This is a genomic window from Streptomyces sp. NPDC003011 (assembly GCF_053591515.1).
The window spans coordinates 44,079-57,616 of the sequence record NZ_JBSFTY010000037.1 but is presented as its reverse complement, the minus strand read 5'-3'; the positions used below and the strand labels follow the sequence as shown (position 1 = coordinate 57,616).

The following is a 13,538-nucleotide window of genomic DNA, read 5'->3' as shown; positions in this document are numbered from 1 at the left end:
TACCTGACGGCGGCATATTACGCAGAGGCCTCCATTTACCTACGAACCATCCGGATGATTTCGGCGGATCGCATCAAATGCACCATGGAAAATATTACAAACTCCTGAATTGCCTCCTTGGTGCATTCGGCCGAGCGGCCAACTCGTTATCCGGTTGCGCCTTTTCTCTCGGCTACTGAGTTCACTTCTTCTCCAGGCGCAGTGTGTCGAGGGGGTTGTCGGGGTCGGGCGGGATGTCGTCGTAGGGGACTGCCTCGGGGGCGTTCAGGACGGGTCGCAGGGACAGATACGTCACGCCGCTGACGAGGTCACCGTTCCCCGGGCCGCCCAGCGTGGTCTGCCTCTCCTCCATCGGCAGAGCGGTCCTCGGGTCGATGACGACCCGGCTCCGGATGTCCTCGCCGTCGTACTCGATCGCCACTCCGGATCGTCCGGCGCTGTCGTGCACGGGACCGACGAGGCGGAGATACGGGAGCCCGGCGAGCACGTCGTAGAGCGCCGCGCGCAGGTCGGGGCTCGCCGGTGCCGTGAGCAGGGTGACGATGCCGTTGAAGACCGCCTCCTGTTCGGGCGTGTCCGGAGTGCCGCTGGAGAGGTACGCCTTGAGGGCGCGTGGTTCGGTGGGCAGCTCGCGGAGGTCGTCCCACGTGACGAACAGGCCGGCGACCTGCCACGACATCTGCGCGTCGGGCTCCTTGCCCGCCGGGTGCAGCGCGTACTGCCCGTTCCACGCCCGGTTGATCATTCCCGACCGGCTGAGCCAGACCGTGCTGGTGCCCGCGGTGTCCGGGCCCCCGGACACCTGCCCCGGCGCGCCCCAGCCCGTGGCCGCGCTGTCCTGGCCGGTGTACATCTTCTTGCGCACTTTCCAGTACGGGGCATCGGTGGCGCGGGCCTCGGCGGCGGTGCCCGCGACCTGGTGCAGGAAGGACGCCGCGTCCGCACTGGCCGCGGGTGGTCGGCCGCCGAAGGGGACCGTCGGAACGGCGACCGCGCCGGCGACGACGGCCGCGACGGCGACGGAGAGCAGGACGCGGCTGCGGCGCGTCCTGCCGAATCGCAGCCGCGGCCGGGGGCGGGGCCGGGGGCGGCCGGCGTCCACCCGCACGTCCGCGCTCTCCGCCGCGGCGGCCCGGCGGACCGCGGCCCGTGCGGCGTCGACCACCGCGGCACCGGGCGGGGCGACCTGACCGGCGGCGATCAGGCGGTCCGCGCCGGGGAAGTCGAGCACCTCGTTCTCGTTCATGCCAGGTCTCCTGTCGAGCGGAGTACGCGGGAAGGGGAGGGAGGGGAGGGAGGGGAGGGAGAGGAAGGGGAGGGCGGCGGGGCCGTGCGGGTGTTCTGTGGAAGGCCCGGATCGAGTGCCTCGCGCAGGCGGTTGCGCGCCCGGTGCAGTCGGGAACGTGCCGTGCCCGGGGGGATGCCGAGCACCGCGGCGGCCTCGGTCGGGGTGAGCTGCTCCCAGGCGACGAGCAGCATCAGCTCACGCTCCACCGGCGGGAGCCCGGCCAGGGTGCGGCGTACCAGCGGGGCGAGCGCGGCGGCGTCGAGCCGCTGGTCGACCGCGTGCCACGGGTCGGTCCCGGCCGGGCCTCGCCCGGACCGTTCCGGCTCCGGATCGGGCTGCTCCCGTACGGCGTGCCGCCAGTGCCCGGCCAGGACGTTCCTGGCCACGCCGAACAACCAGGTGCGTACGGTGCCGCGGGCGCTGTCGAAGGTCCGGCGGCTCGCGTAGGCCTGTAGCCAGACCTCGGAGAGCAGGTCGTCGGCCGCGGCGGGCGCCCGGCGCACCAGATATCCGTGGAGGGCCATCGCGTGGCGGCCGACCAGCGCTTCGAACGCCGCCGGGTCGCGCGCCGAGCGGGCCAACAGAGCGCCGTCGTCCGCCGTGTCGCCCTGGTCCGACGCGTTGTGCTCGCCCGGTACCTCGCCGTCCGGCACCGGTGGTCGTTCCGATTCCTGTGTCATGAGACCCCTTCCGTGACCGAGCGGCACGGTCACACCCTCTACTTGTCGGCCGAAGGCGCAAGCGTTCGCCACGGCACGAGGGAGGAGGGGGCGGCAGGAGGCAGGAGGCAGGGGAGCGCTGCCGGCAGCGGATGATGGCGGGCATGCGTATCCGTATCGAGGCCTTCGACCTGCCCGGGCTGACCCGCCCGGCCACCGCCGACGGGGCCGCCCCCGCGTACGACAACATCCATGTCGCCGTGCAACGCCGCGACCGTCCGGCCGAGCTTCTCGACCCGCAGCGCGGTGACGCCGCGTCCGCGACCTGGACCCTGGAGTGCGCGGCGGTCGCCTCGGCGGCCGGCATCGAGGTGACCGGCCCCTATGTGCAGCACCGGCTGGGGCACCGGTTCGTCTACCTGTCGTGGGGCACGGTCGACGAGGCGGGCCTGTTCACGATGTTCCGCCGCGCCAAGCTCATGCTGGACGCCGTCCCCGCCGACGTGCTCGCCGCCGCCGTACGCGAAGGCCTGCTGGTCGCGCGCTTCGGACTGACCGACGCGCACGGCGGACCCCTGTGCGCGCGGATCACGCCCCCGCACGTCGCCTGGACCGCCGAATCCGCCGCCTAGGCACACAGGGAACGGCACGCTCCCGCACGGCTGCGGCCGCCGGCGCGCCTGTGGGCCTGCGCGCCAACCGCTTCGGAGAGCGGTGCGAACCTTCGCCGTTCTTCGGCCTCAGGCCATGTGCCTCAGACCATGTGCCTCAGGCCATGTGCCCCAGTCCCCAGCGCCCGGTCCCTAGCCCCGGGCACTCAGCCCCGTCACTCAGGGCGTTGCGTGCGGTTCTCGTGGGCGAGGCCGTCGGGGTGGGAGGGTGTGCGGGGGCCGAGGGGGAGGACCAGGGCCCGTAGCGGCGCGCTGGGCGAGGGGCGGAGGGCCGCGGGGTCCTGGGGACGGCGGATCGACCCGATGTCCTGCCAGCCCCACGACAGGAACGCGTCGAAGACCGCCGTGTCGGTCCGGGCCACCATCGTCACGCCGAGCGAGGCGTGGTGGTCGGCGAGCAGTTGCTCCTGGAGCCGGCGGGCCAGGCCCTGGTCACCGGTGTGGGGGTGGACCAGGATCTCGGTGACGGCGAAGACGTGTCCGGACGCGGTGAGTTGCTCGACGCTCTGCGGAAGGGTGCCGTCGAAGCCCCGCCACCATGTGCCGTCGCGTCGTACCGGGAATCCGTAGGCGCACCCGGCGAAGGACGTGTTCTCCGCGATCAGCAGGGCGAAGCCGGGACGTCGGATGTCGTCGGTGAGCCGTCGCAGGAACGCCTCCCTGCCGCGGTACTCCTCGCCGGCCCGTGCCAGGGAGGACTCCACGTACAGATCCGCCAGGTCCTCCCGCAGGGTCTCGGCCTGCCAGCGGTTCAGCCGGCGCAGCCGCAGCGCGTCGGCGGCGGACGGTGGGCGTTCCCCGTTCCGCGGCGGCTCCCACCGGGGGGCCGTCACAGCGCACCGGCCGACGGGACGTGAACCCGGTACACGCCGGAGCCGGCAGCGGCGGCGATCGGTCCGGTGATCAGGGCGCCCATGGCTCTCCCCTTCCCTTTCGTGTTCCGTATTCCGTTCCGTATTCCGTACGTCGGTGCCGTCCCCGAGCGCGTCCGAGGCCCGCCCCCGAGCCCGAGGCCGAGCGGCCGGGGAGGCACAGGACAGGGGAAGGCCCGGCCTGTCAGGTGCGAGGCTGCGGCCGGGGTCCCGGGCTGCGGGGGGAGGTGCGACCGGTCACGTGTTGTGGCATGCCGCTCACGTCCTGTTCGGCTGAGCCGGCATCGCGGGAGCGGTCGTCGCGGGAGCGGTCGTCGCGGCGGTCGCGGCCGGAGTGGCGGCGGTGACGACGGCCGTGGCCTCCGTCGCCGTGCGCGGACGCTCCGCCTCCTTCATCAGCCGGCTCCCTGTCGACGTGCCCAGCGGGTCGCTCGCGGCGGCCATCAGCCAGGCGGCCGTCTCGGGAGGCGTCCGCGGCGGGATCACCAGGAGGTTCCAGCGGCCCAGACGGTACGAGAGCAGCAGCAGCTCGTGCGGGTCCTGCTCGGCCAGGAACCAGCCGATCTTCACCACATGCCCGGCGACGGGCACCGTGCGCGGGGGCTCCGGCCACTGGACGGGGTTCACCGTGATCCGGGTGATCCGTCCCCACAGCGGATCGAGTACGGCCGTCAGCGAGGGGACTTCCGCGGTGAGGTCGCGGGTGCGGGGCCACCAGGCGCCGTCGAGCAGGACCGGTGCTGAACCGGCGGGGGCCAGCGACAGGCGCGGAGAGAGCCGCGGGGAGAGCCGCGGGGAGAGCCGCGGGGAGAGGGAGGCGGGCCGGTCCTCGAGGGTCGGCGGGTGGGAAATGATCGCAGTCATGACGCGCATGCCCTGCCCCGGGCCGATCGCGACCGGCTCGGCGTCGTCGATCGCCGAAAACGACACGGGCGTGGAGGCCGGTGCGCGAAATATCCTCGGTGTTTTTCAGGGTACTCCTCAGACAGGCCGGCGGACCGTGCCGCGTCGCCGCAGTCATCGGGCGGGCCCCCTCGGTGGTACGGGCCGGCGCCGACAAGTACCGTCGCCCGACCGGCACCTTGTCGGCAGGCGTTGACCGGAAAGGATCGACAACGTGATCATCTTTGGCACCAAGGGGTACCTCTACCAGCTCGCGATACTGACGTTGGTGTGCGCGCAGTGCGGGAATCCCTCCGCCCACACGCTCAGAAAGCGGGTCACGAAGTTCACCTTGTTCTTTGTGCCGCTGTTCCCGTTCTCCACCAAGTACGCGACGCAGTGCACCTTCTGCGGGGCGGAGCAGAAGATCACCAAGGAGCAGGCGGAGCAGCTGCTGGCGCAGAGCTCGGGTGGGCCCGGCGCCCCGTCGCACGGACAGCCGCAGCAACAGCCGTACCAGTCCTGAGGCTTTGCGGTCCGTCCGTCCCGAAGGCCCGCAGTCGGGGTCGCGGTCGCAGTCGCAGTCGCGGTGACGAGACTAGAGACGACGGCCATCGCGGAGATCATCACCGGGATGAATGCCCGGCGGTGGCCGGGGCGTCCCTTCCCGGGGGCCGGGTAACCGCTGACCCATGACCAACGTCCTTGTGGGCACGTGTTCCTGGACCGACCGCGCCCTGGTCGGCAGCGGCTGGTATCCGACCGGGCGGCGGGACGCCGAGGGGCGGTTGCGGTACTACGCCGAGCGCTTCCCGGTCGTCGAGGTCGACGCGAGCTACTACGCGCTGCCCGGCGAGCGGAACAGCCGGCTGTGGGTGGAGCGGACGCCGGACGGCTTCGTGTTCGACGTGAAGGCCTTCTCGCTGCTCACCGGGCATCCGACCCGGGCCGCGGTGATGCCGGACGGGCTGCCCGCCGACGCCGGGGACCCGGCGGTGCTCGACACGGTGTGGAAGCGGTTCACCGCCGGGATCGAGCCGCTCCGGGCAGCCGGCCGGCTCGGCACCGTGCTCTTCCAGTTCCCGCCGTGGTTCCGGCCGGGAGCGCGATCGGAGGCGTTCCTGGAGGAGTGCGCGGCACGGACGGCCGGGTGGCCGGTCGCCGTGGAGTTCCGGGATCCGCGGTGGTGGCGGGACGGACCGGAGGAGACCCGCGCCCTCCTCGCCCGGCACGGCTTCACGGCCGTAGCCGTCGACATGTCACCGGAACTGCCCTCCTCCATACCGCCCGTCACCCCCGTCACCACACCGCGCCTGTCGGTCGTGCGGTTCCACGGCCGCAGCCCCGCCTGGGGAACCGGCAGCAAGGAGGACCGGTTCCGGCACGCCTACTCCACCGCCGAACTCCAGGAGTGGACGCCCCGGTTGCGCGCCCTCGCCGGGCAGGTGGACGAGGTGCACGTCCTGTTCAACAACTGCTGCGCCGATTCCGCCGTACGCGCCGCCGAGAGCATGTCCCGCCTGCTCACGCCACGGGACCCGTCCTAGCCGATCCGTACCGTCGCCGACTCGCTGACCTGGTCGATCTCCGAGACACGGACCGTCACCTTCATCATCCAGTCGCCGGGCAGGGGCAGGTCGAGGGCGTCCGCGGCCCAGTAGCCGCCCCGGTCGGTGAGTTCGGCGTCGATGGGGCCGACGTCCTGCGCGGGGAGCGTGAAGGAGAGACGGAGTTCGGGGACCGTGGACAGGCCGCCGTCGGGGCCGTAGACCACGGCCTCGACCGCGTACTGGCCGGTGGCGCCCGGGATGAGGGTGATCTGCGCCCTGCCCTGGCCGCCGGGCGTGCCGACGTCGAAGGGGACCATGGTGACGGACGTGGTCTGCACCCCGCCCGACTGCGCCGTCCGCGCCGACCGCTCCGCCTCGGCGGCCGCGCGGCCGGGCAGGGTGCCGGCGAGCACCGTGGAGATCACCAGCACGACGACACCGACGGCCACCTCGGCCAGCACCGAGCGACGCAGCCGCCGGCGGCCGGGGTCCACGGCGAGCGGCTGACCGGCACGGGGTTCCGCGGACACGGACCGTGCCCCGGACACGGGCCGTTCCCCGGACGCCCGGTCCCCGGGCCGGTCTTCCCCGGCCGGGCCCTCCCCGGACGCTCCGTCGGCCGACGGTTCACGCTCGACCACCTCTTCCCCACCGGGACGGTCCCCGCCTGGACCTTCCCCGCCTGGACGTTCCCCGGCCGACCCGCCCCCGCCCGGCCCCGTCGGCCCCGCCGGCCCTCCGACCCGCTCCGGCACCCGCTCCCGTACAGCCATCCCGGCCTGGACCTCCGCCGCCACGGCCCGCTCGTCCGCCGGACCCTCGGTCGACACGCCCCCGGCAGTCGCCAGACCCCCGGTCGCCGGACCCGCGATCGCCACGCCCCCGGTCGCCGGCGTCGGCGTCGGTGCCGGCTCCGCCATCCGTGCCGTCCACCGCCGCGACACCCGTGCCGCCGCCAGCAGCAGGATCACGGCGGCCAGTTTGGCGGTCAGGAGGCGGCCGTACGGGGTGTCGGTGAGCGCGTTCCCGGAGCCGAGGCCGCGCCAGGACTGGTAGACGCCGGTGACGACGAGGGTGACCACGGCGGCGAAGGCGAGCCGGGAGAAGCGGGCGACCGTGCGGGCCGGGACCGCCGGCGAGCGGTACAGCGTGATGAGCAGGGCCGCGAGGCCGCCCAGCCACACCGCCATGGCCAGCACGTGCAGCACGGCCGACGTGATCGCCACCGGCACCTGGATCCCGGCGGACGCGTGGTCGGCGGCCCCCCAGGTCAGCGCCAGGGCGACGCAGAGCGCGGCTCCGGCGCCGAGCCGGGCGCGGGACCAGGACTCCCGCCGCCCCAGGCGTACGAGGAAGAAGGCCACCACCGGCAGCAGGGCGAGGCGGATCAGCAGGACCACGCCGGGGCGGGTCGTCAGGGTGCGTTCGAAGGCGGAGGCGTCGAAGGCCGCCGCAGGGCCCGCGCCCGACTCGTAGGGGGCGCGCAGCACCAGCAGGGCGACCGTGGCCCCGAGCAGGGTCCACCAGCCCGTCCACAGGGGGCGGCGCAGCGGGCCGGGGTCCGGCGGACGGCACACCGTGACGAAGACGGCCGTGCCGAGGAGCAGACCGGCGGCGAGGTACGCGAGATAGCGGGCGATCTTGTGCAGGGCGGCGGTCGCCGGGTCCTCTGCCGGACCGGTGTCCACGGCGGGCGGGGTCGGGGAGGGTGTGCCGACGGAGAAGGTGAAGGCGCCCGAGACCGGGTGGCTGTCGGCGGACACGACCCGCCAGGCCACCACGTAGGTGCCCTGGGCGAGCTTCGGGGGCAGGGTCGCCCGGACGGTGTCGGAACCGTCCGGCGCGTGCCGGACGCCGCCGAGGTCCAGCCGCCGGTTGCCGGGGCCAAGGACGCGGAAGGAGTCGTCGAGCAGGCCGACGGACTCGGTGAAGGTCAGGGTGAGCTGACGGGGGGCGGACTTGAGGACGGTTCCGTCGCCGGGGTCGGTGGAGCGGAGGGCGGCGTGCGCCGACGCGGTTCCCGCGCCGCCGAGGAGGAGCAGGACCAGCACGGTGCCCAGCAGCACCAGCTGTTGAAATCGCCGGTGTCGTCGCCTGGTCCTGAGGTCACCGTCACGCTCCACGCCGAGTCTCCGTCTGTGGACCTTCCGCCTTCCGGATACGTACGGACGCGAGCGCCCGTGTGCTCACCACGTGGGCCGCGCCGACACCCCGCCGTCCACGACCAGGTCGTGCCCGGTGATCCAGGACGCGAGCGGCGAGGCCAGGAACACGCACGCGTCGCCGATGTCCTCCGGTCGCCCGAGCCGGCCGAGCGGCGCCGCTTCCCGCCACCGCCGCACCCCCTGCGGCCAGTCCTCCGCCAGCCCTTCCCGGTGGACGAGTCCGGGCGAGACCGTGTTGACGCGGATGCCGTGGGGCCCGTACTCCTGCGCCGCCGCCCGCGCGTGCGCCACCACGGCCGCCTTGGACGCCGAGTAGGGGGCGTGGTCCGGGGCCGGGTGGCCCGCCTCGATCGACGCGATGTGGGTCACCGAGCCCCCGCCGCCCGCCCGCATGATCTCCGCCGCCGCCTGGGTGCACGCGAAGACGCTCGACAGGTTGGTGTCCACCACCGCCCGCCACTGGGCCGCCGTCATCCCGGGCAGGGGCCGCACCGGCTGCACGCCCGCGTTGTTGACCAGCGCCGTCAGCCGTCCGCCGGCCCAGTCGGCCGCCTCCCGCACCAGGTGCCGGCACGCGTCCTCGTCGGTGAGGTCGGCGCGCAGCACGACGGCCCGCCCGCCCCGCTCCCGCACCCGGTCCGCCACGTCCCGCGCCGCCTCCACCGCCGTACGGCAGTGCACGGCGACCGCGGCGCCCTCCTCGGCGCACCGCAGCGCGATGCCCCGCCCGATGCCGCCGCCCGCGCCGGTGACCAGGACGGCCTGCCCGTCGAGGAGTCTCATGGACGGCACAGTCCCGCGATCCGGTCCGCCTGTGCCGGATAACGCGCCGCCAAATCCGCCGCGTCGCCGTGCTCGTAGTCCGCGTAGGTGAACCCGGGCGCCATCGTGCAGCCGAAGAAGGTCCACGCGCCGCCGGCCGCGACCCGGCCGCCCATCCAGGTGCCGGCGGGGACGGTCAGCTGCGGGTGCTGGCCGCCGAGGACGTCCGGGCCCAGGACGGCGGTACGGGAGGTGCCGTCCGGGGCGAGGAGCAGGAGGTCCAGCGGGTCGCCCCGGTAGAAGTGCCAGATCTCGTCGTGCGGCAGGCGGTGCAGGGCCGAGAAGTCGTCCGAGGTCAGCAGGGCGACGATCGCCGAGCCCTGGGGGCGGCCGTCCGGCCCCTGCGGTCCCGCCCAGGTACGTCGGAACAGCCCGCCCTCGCGGGGGATGGGTTCCAGGCCGTAGTGGGCGACGAGGTCGTCTGGGGTCACGCCGGGAAGGCTACCTCCCGGTCGAGGAAGGCGAGTTGGGCGTGCTTCTCGGGCAGGTACACGTCCGGGAGGTCGATCTCCGGCAGGACGACCACCGGGCCCGCGGTGAAGCCCTGCTTCAGGAACCGTGCGACGGCCTTCTCGTTGCGCACGTCCGGGTCGACCACGATGCGGCCGCGGTCCAGCCCCACCAGCGCGTACGACGTGACGACGGTGAGCAGCGCCGCCGACCAGCCGGGGCGGGCACCGTCCCGCCCCGCGGGGGCCAGCAACAGGTGGATGCCGATGTCGCCGGGCCGTACCGGGTAGCACTCGCTGACACGGTCGGCCGCCGGCTCGTAGGTCTGCAGGAGGGCGACCGGTTCGTCGTCCTTCAGCACCAGGTAGGCGTGGTGCGTGTCCAGGGTGGCGAGGTGGGCGTAGACGTCGGCCACCTGGTCCTGCGTCAGGCCGTTCATGCCCCAGAAGGACGCCCGCTCCTCGCTCACCCACGCGTGCACGGTCCCGGCGTCGGCGTGCGCGTCGAGGGGCAGCACGCGGACGGTGCCGAAGCCGTCGACGGTCTGCTCGTGGACGGGTTCGCGGGTGGGGGCGTACGCGTCAGACATCGGTCTCCTTCTTGAGTCGGTCCCAGTCGGTGACGACCGGGACGAGATCCCCCTCGGTCCACAAGGGGAGCTGGTCGCGGTGGTGGGCGGAGCCGGGCACGCCGGACGCGCCGAAGGGCACCACCCACAGGCTGTCCTCGCGGCGGGCCAGGTCCCACACGTAGCGGGCGGCCGGGCCGCGCGCGCTGCGGTCCGTCCAGCCGGGCACGGCGGAGGTGCACAGCACGCAGTCATGGTCCCCGGACAGGCCGGGCTCCTCGCCGTCCGCGGGCTCCTCGTCGAAGGGCGTGCCGGTGAACGCCCGCCAGGGGGCGAGGCGGTGGGTGTCGCCCCAGCGCGCGGCCGGCGGTTCGGCGGCCACCTCCTCGACGGCCGCCCGCACGGCCTCCGCCCGGTCGATCCCGTACAGCTCGTCGGCGCGCAGCAGGTGTTCGAGGGCGAAGCCGATGCGCGGGACGAGGTGGAGCCAGGGCAGGAAGACCTCCGGGTAGGCGGGCGGGGTCGTCAGCGCGGCGAACACCGGGTGCGCCGCGAGCCGCCGTACGACGGCACCGCGCACCGCCGCGAACAGCGCCGCGTCGGTGCTGCCGGCGTCCATGCGGCGGTCCCAGCGCAGCAGGGTGTCCCGGACCCGGGCGGCCTCGGGGGTCAGCCCGTCCAGCGCCGCCAGGTGGTCCAGCAGCGGTTCGGCGGAGCCGAGCCGGGTGTCCATGTGGATCACCGGCAGGTCGGCGGGCGACCAGCGGTCCTTCTCCGTCAGCAGGGCGGTGATGCGGTCGGCGCGGTGCGGCGGGGCGAACTCGACGCCGAGCGGGGTGGCGGGGCCGCGCTGGTTGGCCATCACGGCGATGCCGTCGGTCAGCCCGGCGCGGGGCATCTCGTGCCAGCCCTCCCACTCGTGGCCGGGCTCCCAGGCGGGCACCAGCCGGGTGCGGTTGGCGTCGCAGCGCAGCGGCACCCGGCCCGCGACCCGGTGCAGCAGGCCGCCCTCGGTGTCGGCGGCCTGGACGACGTTCACGGGTTCGGCCCACGCGTCGAGGGCGCGGTCCACGTCGGCGACCCGGCGGGCCCGCAGCAGCGGGAGGAGGGCGCTGAAGCCGAGGTCCCCGGTGACGCGGGGCGGGTAGCGGAGGCTGACGGCGACCGGCGGCGTGTCCGTGTCGTCGAGGAGGCCGTCGCCCAGGAGGCCGTCGTCCGGGCCCTCCGGGATCCCCTCGGGCCCGCCGATGATCACCGGCCCCCGCTCGGTCTCGATCACCTCGACCTCGACCGGCTCCTCGCCCGCCACCTCGACGGTCTCGGTGTGCCGGACGGCCCGGCGCCAGACCCCGTCCGGGCCGAGGGCCTCGACACCGGCGCCGGTGCGCCGCAGCCGCTCCCGGTAGAGGTCCTGGTAGTCGGCCATGGCGTTGGTGATGGCCCAGGCGACCGTCCCGGTGTGGCCGAAGTGGGCGATGCCGGGGACGCCCGGGACGGCGAGGCCGACCACGTCGAACTCGGGGCAGGACAGGCGGATCTGCTGGTAGACGCCGGGGTCCTCGATGAAGCGGTGCGGGTCGCCCGCGATGACGGCGTGCCCGGTCGTGGTCCGCTCCGCGCTCACCAGCCAGCCGTTGCTGCCGGAGGTGCCGGGCCCGTCGGTGGCGAAGAGGCGGACGGCGTCGGGGCCGAGGTGGCGGACGACCTGCTCGCGCCAGAGCTTGGCCGGGAAGCCGGCGAAGAGGATGTGGGTGGCGAGCCACACGCCGAGCGGGGTCCAGGGCTCCCAGCGGCCGGGGGCGAGACCCGCCCGGGCGAACTCCGGAGCGGCCGTGCTCCGCAACCCCTCGTTGACGCCGTCGGTGTACGCCCGGACCCAGTCGGCCGTCTCCGGGTCCCGTCTCTCCAGGGCGGCGAAGCAGCGTCTGGCCGTGTCGTCGAGGCGGGCCCGTCTCGCGCATCTGTCCCAGGCGAGGGCCCCGGGGCCGAGGAAGGCGGCCGAGGTGCCCTGGGCGCGGTGCCGTTCGACCTCCAGCTGCCAGGCCCGGTCGCGGGCCGTCACCCGGCCCTGGGCACGGGCGAGCTCTGTCGCGCTGCCCGCGCGGAGGTGGGGTATCCCCCAGGCGTCGCGGTAGATCTCGGTGATCACCCAGTGCCCCTTCCCACGTGAAGGTTAGGTTTGCCTAACTAGTCCGGTGTGGGGGAATCGTACGCGAAGGGTGAGGACGCGCTGGGGCAGGGGCACGGCTGGGAGGGCGCGGTCCTCGGACTGCGGCGTGCGGGGGACTTCGCGTTCACCGTGACGGGCACGGAGGACGTCAGCGAGCTACCGGCGCGTCCACCTCACCGACGGCGGCATGCCGGCCGCGACCGGCGTCCACCCGACGATGGGGGTCCGGCTCTGGTTCGGCAACGCCGGCCGACCGCACCAGCGCGCCTGCACCCTGGCCGGCCCGGATCCCGCGGCCGGCACCCTCAGCCTGGAGTTCGCCCTGCACGAGGGGTGCGCAGGCGACTGGGCGCGGGCCCGGAAGCCGGGGGACACGATCGAGGCGACCGTGCGCGGGACGGGCTTCGAGCGGCCCCGGCCCGAGCCCACGCACGTCTTCGCGCTCGGCGACCCGGCCTCGCTGCCCGCGCTCGACTCCCTGCTCGGCGTCCTGGACTCCGTCCCGGCGACCGTCTGGTCCGAGAGCGCCCCCGATGACACCGCCCTGCCCCTGCGCACCGACCCGGCCCACCACGAGGCCCGCAGGGTGCCCCGGCAGGCCGCCGGCGACCGCCTGGCCGCCGAGGTGAGGTCGGCCCGCCCGCCTTGCTCGGGACCACCCCGCAGCCGTACGCCTGGATCGCCCGCGACACGACGACGACCCGGACCCGGTCGTCGTACGTCCGCGCGGAACTGGGACCGCCGAAGCAGCGGATGCACGCGCTGGGGTACCGGCGGCCGTGACCTGGGGAGCGACCCGCCGCCGCAGACGGCATGATCGAGGGCATGGACGTCACTCTTCACCTCGCCCAGGACCCCGAGGCCGACGAGCTGCTCGGGCGCTCCCCGCTCGCCGCGCTGGTCGGCATGCTGCTCGACCAGCAGGTTCCGATGGAGTGGGCGTTCAAGGGACCCCGCACCATCGCCGACCGTCTCGGCGCCGACGACCTGGACGCGCGTGAGATCGCCGCGCAGGACCCGGAGGCCTTCGCCGCGCTGCTGTCGGAGAAGCCGGCCGTGCACCGCTACCCGGGGTCGATGGCCCAGCGCGTCCAGCAGCTGTGCCAGTACCTCGTCGAGCACTACGACGGGAACGCCGAGCTGGTCTGGAAGGGCGTGGCCGACGGACGCGAGCTGCTGAGGCGGTTGCAGGAGCTGCCCGGCTTCGGCAGGCAGAAGGCCCAGATCTTCCTCGCCCTGCTCGGCAAGCAGCTCGGCGTGCGGCCGACGGGCTGGCGCGAGGCGGCGGGCGCCTACGGCGAACCGGAGTCCTTCCGGTCCGTCGCCGACATCACCGGACCCGAGTCGCTGACCAAGGTGCGCGCCCACAAGCAGGAGATGAAGGCCGAAGCCAAGGCGGCCAAGGCGGCCAAGGCCGCCGAGAAGTAAGCCGGGTGGCCCG

At 74.2% G+C, this 13,538-nt stretch carries 13 protein-coding genes and 1 pseudogene; 5 read left to right on the top strand and 9 right to left on the bottom strand.

Going from position 1 to position 13,538, the window contains the following annotated elements; genetic code table 11:
• Positions 1-181: 181 nt before the first annotated feature.
• Positions 182-1,246, bottom strand: a complete 1,065-nt coding sequence (locus tag ACWD0J_RS20240) for a CU044_5270 family protein (protein WP_451497181.1) — start codon at positions 1,244-1,246, stop codon at positions 182-184.
• The gene (locus tag ACWD0J_RS20235) at positions 1,243-1,968 is read right to left on the bottom strand and encodes an RNA polymerase sigma factor (protein WP_451497180.1); all 726 of its coding nucleotides are present in this window, start codon (positions 1,966-1,968) and stop codon (positions 1,243-1,245) included. The genes ACWD0J_RS20240 and ACWD0J_RS20235 overlap by 4 nt, the downstream gene beginning before the upstream one ends.
• A 143-nt stretch (positions 1,969-2,111) precedes the next feature.
• On the opposite strand from ACWD0J_RS20235, the gene ACWD0J_RS20230 reads away from it, so the two are divergent.
• Positions 2,112-2,579: a DUF5990 family protein gene (locus tag ACWD0J_RS20230; RefSeq protein WP_451497179.1), complete on the top strand. Its 468-nt coding sequence runs from the start codon at positions 2,112-2,114 to the stop codon at positions 2,577-2,579.
• A gap of 194 nt (positions 2,580-2,773) precedes the next feature.
• Here the strand turns inward: ACWD0J_RS20230 and ACWD0J_RS20225 are convergent, their stop codons facing one another.
• Together ACWD0J_RS20225 and ACWD0J_RS20220 are read right to left on the bottom strand one after the other, a co-directional pair.
• Positions 2,774-3,451 carry a hypothetical protein gene (locus tag ACWD0J_RS20225; protein WP_451497178.1) on the bottom strand — a complete coding sequence of 226 codons (678 nt, stop codon included), beginning with the start codon at positions 3,449-3,451 and terminating at the stop codon, positions 2,774-2,776.
• Between the two features lie 297 nt (positions 3,452-3,748).
• Entirely contained in the window at positions 3,749-4,354 is a 606-nt protein-coding gene (locus ACWD0J_RS20220) for a DUF5994 family protein (protein WP_451497177.1), read from the bottom strand.
• A gap of 253 nt (positions 4,355-4,607) precedes the next feature.
• Between ACWD0J_RS20220 and ACWD0J_RS20215 the strand changes: the two genes are divergently transcribed.
• The gene (locus ACWD0J_RS20215) at positions 4,608-4,898 is read left to right on the top strand and encodes a zinc-ribbon domain-containing protein (RefSeq protein ID WP_451497176.1); all 291 of its coding nucleotides are present in this window, start codon (positions 4,608-4,610) and stop codon (positions 4,896-4,898) included.
• Positions 4,899-5,064: 166 nt separating this feature from the next.
• Positions 5,065-5,919: a DUF72 domain-containing protein gene (locus tag ACWD0J_RS20210; RefSeq protein WP_451497175.1), complete on the top strand. Its 855-nt coding sequence runs from the start codon at positions 5,065-5,067 to the stop codon at positions 5,917-5,919.
• On the opposite strand, the gene ACWD0J_RS20205 is transcribed toward ACWD0J_RS20210, so the two are convergent.
• The 5 genes from ACWD0J_RS20205 to ACWD0J_RS20185 form a co-directional block, all read right to left on the bottom strand.
• Positions 5,916-7,988 (bottom strand): copper resistance CopC/CopD family protein, encoded by a 2,073-nt coding sequence (locus ACWD0J_RS20205; RefSeq protein WP_451497208.1) that lies wholly within the window; start codon positions 7,986-7,988, stop codon positions 5,916-5,918. The genes ACWD0J_RS20210 and ACWD0J_RS20205 overlap by 4 nt on opposite strands.
• Before the next feature lie 120 nt (positions 7,989-8,108).
• Positions 8,109-8,870, bottom strand: a complete 762-nt coding sequence (locus tag ACWD0J_RS20200; RefSeq protein ID WP_451497174.1) for an SDR family NAD(P)-dependent oxidoreductase — start codon at positions 8,868-8,870, stop codon at positions 8,109-8,111.
• Entirely contained in the window at positions 8,867-9,340 is a 474-nt protein-coding gene (locus ACWD0J_RS20195) for a cupin domain-containing protein (RefSeq protein ID WP_451497173.1), read from the bottom strand. Before ACWD0J_RS20195 ends, ACWD0J_RS20200 begins: the two co-directional genes overlap by 4 nt.
• Positions 9,337-9,948 carry a GNAT family N-acetyltransferase gene (locus ACWD0J_RS20190; protein WP_451497172.1) on the bottom strand — a complete coding sequence of 204 codons (612 nt, stop codon included), beginning with the start codon at positions 9,946-9,948 and terminating at the stop codon, positions 9,337-9,339. The genes ACWD0J_RS20195 and ACWD0J_RS20190 overlap by 4 nt, the downstream gene beginning before the upstream one ends.
• Entirely contained in the window at positions 9,941-12,076 is a 2,136-nt protein-coding gene (locus ACWD0J_RS20185; RefSeq protein WP_451497171.1) for a penicillin acylase family protein, read from the bottom strand. Before ACWD0J_RS20185 ends, ACWD0J_RS20190 begins: the two co-directional genes overlap by 8 nt.
• Positions 12,077-12,157: 81 nt before the next feature.
• On the opposite strand from ACWD0J_RS20185, the pseudogene ACWD0J_RS20180 reads away from it, so the two are divergent.
• A pseudogene (locus ACWD0J_RS20180) lies at positions 12,158-12,880 on the top strand (siderophore-interacting protein).
• A 42-nt stretch (positions 12,881-12,922) separates the two neighbouring features.
• Positions 12,923-13,525, top strand: coding sequence for an HhH-GPD-type base excision DNA repair protein (locus ACWD0J_RS20175; protein WP_451497170.1), 603 nt, complete (start codon positions 12,923-12,925; stop codon positions 13,523-13,525).
• Positions 13,526-13,538 lie beyond the last annotated feature (13 nt).